This window comes from Micrococcus sp. TCR-5 (assembly GCF_052220525.1).
Classification (GTDB): Bacteria; Actinomycetota; Actinomycetes; order Actinomycetales; family Micrococcaceae; genus Micrococcus; species Micrococcus luteus.
Genome location: NZ_JBQPDO010000028.1, coordinates 1 through 7,703, shown reverse-complemented (window position 1 = coordinate 7,703; position 7,703 = coordinate 1). Strand labels below are relative to the sequence as shown.

At 68.1% G+C, this 7,703-nt stretch carries 8 protein-coding genes; 4 read left to right on the top strand and 4 right to left on the bottom strand.

Going from position 1 to position 7,703, the window contains the following annotated elements:
* A partial coding sequence (locus ACTSKS_RS10800) for an ArsR family transcriptional regulator (RefSeq protein ID WP_036335524.1) occupies positions 1-130 on the bottom strand: 130 nt, incomplete at its 3' end.
* Positions 131-216: 86 nt separating this feature from the next.
* On the opposite strand from ACTSKS_RS10800, the gene ACTSKS_RS10795 reads away from it, so the two are divergent.
* The 3 genes from ACTSKS_RS10795 to ACTSKS_RS10785 all read left to right on the top strand — a co-directional run bounded on the left by ACTSKS_RS10795 (position 217) and on the right by ACTSKS_RS10785 (position 1,707).
* The gene (locus ACTSKS_RS10795; protein ID WP_044659923.1) at positions 217-591 is read left to right on the top strand and encodes an ArsR/SmtB family transcription factor; all 375 of its coding nucleotides are present in this window, start codon (positions 217-219) and stop codon (positions 589-591) included.
* Positions 591-1,502, top strand: coding sequence for a cation diffusion facilitator family transporter (locus ACTSKS_RS10790; RefSeq protein WP_134416934.1), 912 nt, complete (start codon positions 591-593; stop codon positions 1,500-1,502). The genes ACTSKS_RS10795 and ACTSKS_RS10790 overlap by 1 nt, the downstream gene beginning before the upstream one ends.
* A 64-nt stretch (positions 1,503-1,566) precedes the next feature.
* Complete coding sequence (locus tag ACTSKS_RS10785) at positions 1,567-1,707, top strand: hypothetical protein (protein WP_165381393.1); 141 nt, start codon at positions 1,567-1,569, stop codon at positions 1,705-1,707.
* A gap of 271 nt (positions 1,708-1,978) precedes the next feature.
* Here ACTSKS_RS10785 and merA read toward each other — a convergent pair whose 3' ends face one another.
* Complete coding sequence (gene merA / locus ACTSKS_RS10780) at positions 1,979-3,442, bottom strand: mercury(II) reductase (RefSeq protein ID WP_049146770.1); 1,464 nt, start codon at positions 3,440-3,442, stop codon at positions 1,979-1,981.
* Between the two features lie 56 nt (positions 3,443-3,498).
* On the opposite strand from merA, the gene ACTSKS_RS10775 reads away from it, so the two are divergent.
* Positions 3,499-3,888 carry a heavy metal-responsive transcriptional regulator gene (locus ACTSKS_RS10775; protein ID WP_036382791.1) on the top strand — a complete coding sequence of 130 codons (390 nt, stop codon included), beginning with the start codon at positions 3,499-3,501 and terminating at the stop codon, positions 3,886-3,888.
* 453 nt (positions 3,889-4,341) lie between these two features.
* Here the strand turns inward: ACTSKS_RS10775 and ACTSKS_RS10770 are convergent, their stop codons facing one another.
* Positions 4,342-5,358, bottom strand: a complete 1,017-nt coding sequence (locus ACTSKS_RS10770; RefSeq protein ID WP_036337237.1) for a CNNM domain-containing protein — start codon at positions 5,356-5,358, stop codon at positions 4,342-4,344.
* Positions 5,358-6,779: a hemolysin family protein gene (locus tag ACTSKS_RS10765; RefSeq protein ID WP_036337238.1), complete on the bottom strand. Its 1,422-nt coding sequence runs from the start codon at positions 6,777-6,779 to the stop codon at positions 5,358-5,360. Before ACTSKS_RS10765 ends, ACTSKS_RS10770 begins: the two co-directional genes overlap by 1 nt.
* Positions 6,780-7,703 lie beyond the last annotated feature (924 nt).

The following is a 7,703-nucleotide window of genomic DNA, read 5'->3' as shown; positions in this document are numbered from 1 at the left end:
GGTCGCGGGCGAGTACCGCCGGGTAGCTCGGGCCCTCGAGGAGTGTCATGAGGATGCGGGAGCGGGTCGGGTCGGCCATCGCCCGGCCCAGCCGGTTCATCACGTCCAGCCGCGAAGCAATAGTCAGCATGCGCTGAGCATACAGAACCTGCTGACCTCTCGTGTGTGGCTCCCGCTGCTGATATCTGCACATCTGCATAGGTGTATGGTCGTGGCATGAGTGTGACGCCGTTGGATTCGTGTCAGGTCACCGCCGTCCATCCGGAGAAGGTGGCGCTGACCCGGGAGAGGATCCCCGACGAGCGCGAGGCCGGCAGGTTGGCCGGGCTGTTCAAGCTCCTGGGGGACCCGCGCCGTGCCCGGGCGCTGTATGCGTTGCTGGAGGCCGGCGAGCTGTGCGTGTGTGACCTGGCGGCGTCGGTCGATGTCGCGGAGGCGTCGGTGTCCCAGGTGCTGCGGGTGCTGCGTACCGCTGGGGTGGTCGAGAACCGCCGGGAGGGGCGGATGGTGTACTACCGCCTCGCTGACGGGCATGTGCGGATGCTGCTGGACGTCTCCCGTGAGCACGCCCGCCACGAGGGGCAGGGCTGATGGGGGCGGGACACAGCCATGCCCCGGCGACCGGGCGTGCCGGTGGCCGCTACCGTCGGCGGCTGGCGGGGGCGTTCGCCCTGACGGCGGGCTTCTTCCTGATCGAGCTGGTCGCGGGGCTGGTGTCGGGGTCGTTGGCGCTGCTGTCGGATGCCGGGCACATGGCTGCCGATGTGGTGGTGCTGGGTGCGGCGCTGCTGGCGACGCGCATCGCGAGCCGGCCGGACTCCACGGGGCGACGCACCTATGGCTCCTACCGGGCCGAGGTGTTCGCCTCGGCGTTGGCGGTGCTGGCGATGCTCGCGGTCGGGGTGTACGTGGTGGTCGAGGCCATCAGCCGGCTGGGCGACGCGCCGGAGGTGGCCTCCGGCGCCATGCTCGCGGTCGGCTTCGCCGGCCTGGTGATCAACATCATCTCCATGCTGCTGCTGCGCAGCGGGGCCAAGGACAGCCTGAACGTCAAGGGCGCCTACTACGAGGTGATCGCCGACGCCGCCGGGTCGGTGGGTGTCATGGTCGCCGGCGTGCTGATCATTCTCACCGGCCAGCCGATCTGGGACGTCGTGGTCGCGGCGCTCATCGCGGTCTTCGTCATCATCCGGGCGGTGGTTCTGGGCAGGCAGGTGATCGCGGTGCTGGGCCAGCACGCCCCGGAAGGGGTGGACCCGGAGGACGTCGCCGGTGACCTGGACGCGGTCGAGGGGGTGGAGGAGGTCCACGACCTGCACCTGTGGACCCTGACGTCGGGGATGAACGTGGCCACGGCCCACCTGGTCGCTGACCAGGGCGCGGACCACGGCGCCGTGCTTGCCGGCGCGCGCCGGGTGCTGCGCGACCGTTACGGTATCGCCCATGCCACCTTGCAGGTGGAGGGCGCCGGCAGCGACGGCTGTCACGACCTGAGCTGGTAGCACTCGGCACGGAAGCCCGCTCGCGAGAGCCGCACATGCTTGAGCAACGTCTTAGGAGCGCGCGATGGCCGCGAAGCACGGCAAGGGCCCCGGGCCGGACGAGGGCCAGCGGCCGGCCCGGCGCGGGGTGGTGCTCACCCTGCTGGGGATCGGTCTGGTCGCCGCGGCTTACGTGGTGACGATCGTGGTCATGGTGGTGCGGTGACGCGGCCCAAACGGACCGCGGCCTCATGGCGGCGCCGCAAGGCGGTCATCGCGTCGTCCAGTGCTGTCCTCGTCGGGTCGAGCACGTAGAGGTCGTGAAGACGTCCAGATATAGGCCTGGGACGGGAGTTCTTGCATCGACTGAACTCCCCGGTGGTTGCAGGTCCGATACGCAGGGGTGCCAGTAAGTAGGGCTGATCGGCGCCCATTTTCTTGTCTCGCGCCCCGGGGCGAGGCGGTCCCCTATCGGTGTCCCTGTGTGCGGGGCAGGTTCACGCCGCGCAGCAGGAGAGCTTGGCGATGTCGGTGGTGAAGGCCTGCGCGGTGAGCTTGAGGCCTTCGGCCATGGTCAGGTAGGGGCTCCAGAGGTTGGCGACCTGGCTGGTGGTCATGCCGGCCTCGAGCATGTAGACCCCGGCGGCGGCGAGGTCGCCGGCGTCCTGGGCCAGGGCGGTAATGCCGATGATGCGGCCGGTGTCGGCGTCGGTGACCATCTTGATGAACCCGCGGGTGTCGCGGTTGACGATCGCGCGTGGGACGTGCGCGAGTGACAGGACACGGCTGTCGTAGCGGATCCCGGCAGCGGAGGCCTGCCGTTCGGTCATCCCGACGGCGGCCAGGGCGGGGCTGGTGAACACGACCCGGGGCAGGTGGCGGTAGTCGACCTCGAGGCCGGCGCCGGTGAGGGCGTTGTCGGCGACGAGGGCGCCGTGGGCCGCGGCGACGTACACGAACTGACGGTGGGCGGTGACGTCACCGGCAGCCCAGACGCGCGGGTTGGTGCTGCGCAGATGGCTGTCGACAACCACCTCGCCGTGGTCGCCGGTGCGCACGTCGACGGTGTCGAGACCGAGCGTGGCGGTGACCGGGCGGCGCCCGGTGGCGACGAGTACCTCGGCCGCCCGGAGTTCCTGTGAGCCGTCAGTGGTGGTGGCAGTGACCGTGACCTCGCCGGTGGCCGGGTCGCGGCGGACCGCGCTGGGCACCGCGCCGCGGATGATCTGGATGCCTTCGTCCGTGAAGATCTCATCCAGGGCGGTGGACGCCTCGGGTTCTTCCTGGGACGCCAGCCGTGAGCGGACCAGCATGGTGACCCGGACGCCGAGCCGAGCGAAGAGCTGGGCCTGCTCCATCGCGACGTAGCCGCCGCCGATGACCAGCAGCGACTCCGGGACGTGGTCCAGTTCCATCGCGGTGGTCGAGGTCAGGTAACCGGCCTCCTGCAGGCCGGGGACCGGCGGCGCCCAGGGCCTGGAGCCGGTGGCGATGAGGTAGTGCGCGGCCCGGACCGTCTCCACCGTGCCGTCAGGGCCGGTGACGCGCAGTGCCGGCTCGCTGGGTGTGCCGACGAACGTGGCGTCCCCGGGGTGGAGATCCCATCCGTACTCGGTGGCCAGGTCCAGGTACTTCTCGCCACGCAGTGACCCGACGAGCCGATCCTTGCCGGCGATCAAGGCGGGCATGTCGACCGGCCGGACTTCGGGGAGCGGCAGGCCGGGGAACCGGGAGGCGTCGAGTGTGACGTGGCGGGCCTCGGCGGTCGCGAGCAAGGCCTTGGAGGGCACGCACCCGGTGTTCACGCAGGTACCGCCGACGGTGCCACGCTCGATCATCACCACCCGTCTGCCGAGGTTGGTGGCGCGGATCGCGGCCGCGAACGCCGCCCCACCGAACCCGATCATTGCCAGGTCATACGACCTGCTGTTAGCCGTTGCCGTCATGAACTCCTCCTTCATCGCCCTCAGGATCGACCTTCCAGTGCACTGGAAGGTCAAGGGGGAGAATGAGTGGCATGCGGATCGGTGAGGTGGCTCGGGCGTCGGGCACGACGAGCAAGACCCTGCGGTACTACGAGGAGGTCGGGCTGCTACCCGCCGCGGACCGCACCCCGGCGGGCTACCGGGACTACGGCGCCGAGGTGCTCGACCGGCTGGACTTCATCCGCCGGGGGCAAGCGGCCGGGCTGACCCTGGCCCAGATCGGTCAGGTGCTGGACATCCGCGACCGGGGGCAGGCCCCCTGCCGGCACGTCACCGACCTGCTCGACACCCGCCTTGATGTGATCGACCGGCAACTCGCCGAGCTCGCGCAGCTACGCACCACGATCGCCGACCTGCGCGAGGACGCCGCCGCCGGCGACCCGGCCACGTGCTCCCCCGAGGATGTCTGCCGCTACCTGTGACACCGAAGTTCACGGGCCCGTGGCAGCGCATGGCGGCCCACTCTGTTGCGTTGGGGTGTTAGACCTTTCGCAACGGTTCTGTTGCGCGGGGTGCACCCTATCGCGACGCCTATTCCTCCGGCCTGCCGTCGGCCGCTGTCCCGGTGAAGGATCGGCTTGCGGAACGTGAGCCTCACTCGCAGCGCCCTCTTGCCCGCGTGCTTGGAGGCCGCCACTGAGCTCCGACAGAACCCCGCCATATAGCGGCGCAAGCCACACATGACACCGGGCGGCACACCGAGCAGCCGCCACAAACGACCGATTTAGCCGTTACACGCCCGTGAGTCGGAGCATGACTGAGCCCATTGAGGCCGGAATGGGGGGCGAGGCCACTGTGCCGATTCTGATTCTTTGTCCACACCACCGCGGGGGCCGTTTCAGCGGCCCCCGCGGTGGTGTTGCCGAGGTGTGGACTCAAGCCGCGCGGGGCAACACTCCGCGCAAGACGTCGGTGAGGGTGACGACCCCAGTGAACCGGTTGTCCTGGGTTACTGCGGCCAGCTGGCGGCTGTTGCGGCGCATGGAGGCAAGTGCTTCGTGCAACGGTGTGGTGGAGGGCAGCGTCAGAGCCTGCTGGATAAGCGGCTGGATTGGCGCAGAAGGCTCCATCGTGAGGGTGTCCCGCACGTGGACGACGCCCGGAACGCTCTCAGGGGTATGGTCCGGCTGGACCAGGATACGCAAGTGCCCTGAGCACGCAGCGGCATTCTGGACCGCCTCGACGTCGGCGTCGGGGGCGACCTTGACCGGGTGCTGACCCTGGGGGAGGAGGTCCCCGAGAGTGAGGGTCTGAAGGTCCAGGGCACCGGCCAAGGCTTCATGGTTCTGCCGGTCCAGGGTGCCGGCGGCGGCGGAGTGCTCAACCAGCTGACGAATGGCCGCTGCGTCGTAGCCGCCCACGGCGGCTTGGTCCACGGGGGTGACGCCGCTGAGGGTCACCAGGCGGTTGGCCAGCCGGTTGGCCAGCAGCAGCAGGGGGCGAACGGTCCAGACGAAGGCGCGTGCGGGCACGGCCACGGCTTTGGCTGCGGTCTCGGGGTGGGCAATGGCCCAGGACTTGGGGGCCATCTCCCCGATGACCAGGTGAAGGAAGGTCACGGCCAGCAAGGACAGGACGAAGGAGGCGGTTCCGGCTGCCGCTGCGGGGATGCCCCAGTCCTCCAGGACGGGGCCGAGCCATGCGTCGACGGCCGGCTTGGTGATCGCCCCCAGGGCGAAGGTGCACAAGGTGATGCCCAACTGGGCTGCGGCGAGCATGAGGGTCAGCTCGTCGACTCCCTTGAGAGCGGCCCGCGCGGCGCGGCTGCGTCCTGCCTCGGCCTCTAGCCGGTGCCGGCGGGCGCCCAGCAGGGAGAACTCCATGATGACGAAGATCGCGCTGAGCACGATCAGCGCTGTGGTCACGAGCATGACGATCAGTGGACCGTGCATCATCGCTCCTCGTCCGTGGTGGCGTCGGGCTGGGCCTCGTGGGCGGCATGGCTGCCGGCGGTGTCAGAGCGGGGCACCTCGATGAGGTGGATCCGCAGTCGAGCCGGGACCCTGCGTTGGATGGAGAGGACCTCGACCTGCAGGTGGCGGTCGTAGACCTCCTCAGCCCCGAAGTCTCGTGGGTCCTCGGGCAGGTCGATCGTGATGACCTCGCCTTCCCGGGGCAGACGGCCCAGAGCGTCGATGGTCAGACCGGCGGCGGACTCGGCCTCGGTCACGGGCAGGGGGTGCCCGACGAGGCGCTCGAGCTCGTCCAGGTGGGCCTCTGCGCTCAGGACCCAGGAGTGCAGGCCTGTGGCGGTGATCTCCTCCTGGGGGTGCAGGTCGTGCTCGTCCGTGAGCTCGCCCACGAGCTCCTCCGCGAGGTCTTCCACTGTGAGCACGCCGACGAAGCCGCCGAACTCGTCCACGATGCACGCCATCTGCTGCCCTGAGCCGTCGAGCTCCCGGGCTGCGTCGGGCAGGGACATCATCGTGGGCAGCACCAGTGCAGGGCGCATCAGGGCGGACACGGGGGTGTCCGGGGCCATCCGGGTCTCACCGAGCAGGTCGGTGAGGTGGACTACCCCGAGCGGTTCGTGTTCGTTCGAGATCACCGGGTAGCGGGTGTGGCCGGTGGCCATCAGGTCGCGCACCTGAGCCAGGGAGGTCTGGGGCTGAACCTCGTCCACACGCGAGCGGGGCACCATCGCGTGCTGCACGTCCTGGTCTGGGAAGTCCAGCACCCGGTCGATCAGGACGGAGACCTCCGCGGGCAAGGATCCGGAAGCTCTGGAGTCCAGGGCAATGCGGTCCAGGTCCTCGGCGGAGGCGGTGCTGTCGACGTCGTGCACTGGCTCGATGCGCAGGAGCTTGAGCAGCACCTCGGCCGCCTTGTCGAAGACCCAGATGAGCCAGCCGAACAGGCCGAGGTAGATCTGTGTGGGCCGGGCCAGAGCGCGGGCCAGGGGCTCGGGGTTGGCGATGGCCAAATTCTTGGGGTACAGCTCGCCGATGATCATCTGCACCAGGGTGGCCACCACCAGTACGCCCAGCGTGGAGATGGCGATGACCACTTCAGAAGGCAGTGCGGTGCCGCCGAGCAACTCGGTCAGGGCCGCACCCACCATCGGCTCTGCCACGTAGCCCACCATGAGGCCTGTGACCGTGATCCCCAGCTGCGCGCCGGAGAGCATGAAGGAGGTGCGGCGAGTGACCTGCAGTGCGCGGGCGGCGGCGCGGTCGCCGGCCTTGGCGGCGGTCTGCAGGCGGACGCGGTCTACAGACATGTACGCGAATTCCTGGGCCACGAAGAAGCCGTTGGCGGCGATGATCGCCAGGATGATGAGGGATCCGAGGATCAGTGTCAGGACTGGATCCATGCCTGAGTCACCTCCCCACGAGGTGCAGGCGACCCCGCCAGCTGCGGGGTGGGGTGGGGGTGACGCTCGGACTGTCACCAGGGCAGGCGGCTGGGCCGTCGCTCATGTATTCAGGGGCTCCATAAGGGGTCGAATGAATAATGGCGGTACGCTACCACCGGTAATCGGTCTCAGGGCAAGATGGGGGTGTGGCCTCGCAGCCGGCATCCCGCCTCTGCCCGCCACGATGTCCCATCGGGTGTACCCGTGCGAGGCAATCGAAGGCGATTGCTGAGATGGGTATCTCAACGGCCGAGATGGCGCACAGGTTCGATGTCAGCCAGAAGATACCTTACCTGGCTTTTAATTAATCCTCGGGCGCATAGACTTAAAGTTGCATGAGAAATGTCCGCCAAATCTACTCGGCGTTTATCAAATGTTATTGACTCACATCGCCTGAATAGTTTGCCCGCTTGGTCAGGCCCATCGACCACTGGGGTATGCCGACGACCCGCGGTGGTGTGGATCTCCATCCGAGCGTTTCCATCCGTTGTTGATTCGGACGCTTTTCGAGGAAGCCGCGCGATCGGTCGTCAACCACTTGACCAGACCTTGGTTCATCCCATCATCCTCACTTGGGAAAATCGCAGAAATTGAAGAGAGGGTAATTTATTCTGCGTAAAAAGCGACATGGATTGTTGATGCAGCGGGGGGCTTTTCAGAACTCCGACAGTGATGTGGGCGTCTCGGCCTGCAAGACGGTTCCCCTGGAATCTGACTCTCGTGGAAGAAGGATGCATCCAGGTGCAGCGCGTGGCGAAGACCCCGCCGTCCCGTCCGTCACAATGACCGACTGCGGTCCGGGCTGGACTGGTCGGGTCGCTAGGTGTAGGAGGTCATGACGTTGTTGACTCGGGCCGGGGCCAACGAGGCCGGCGGGGCGTT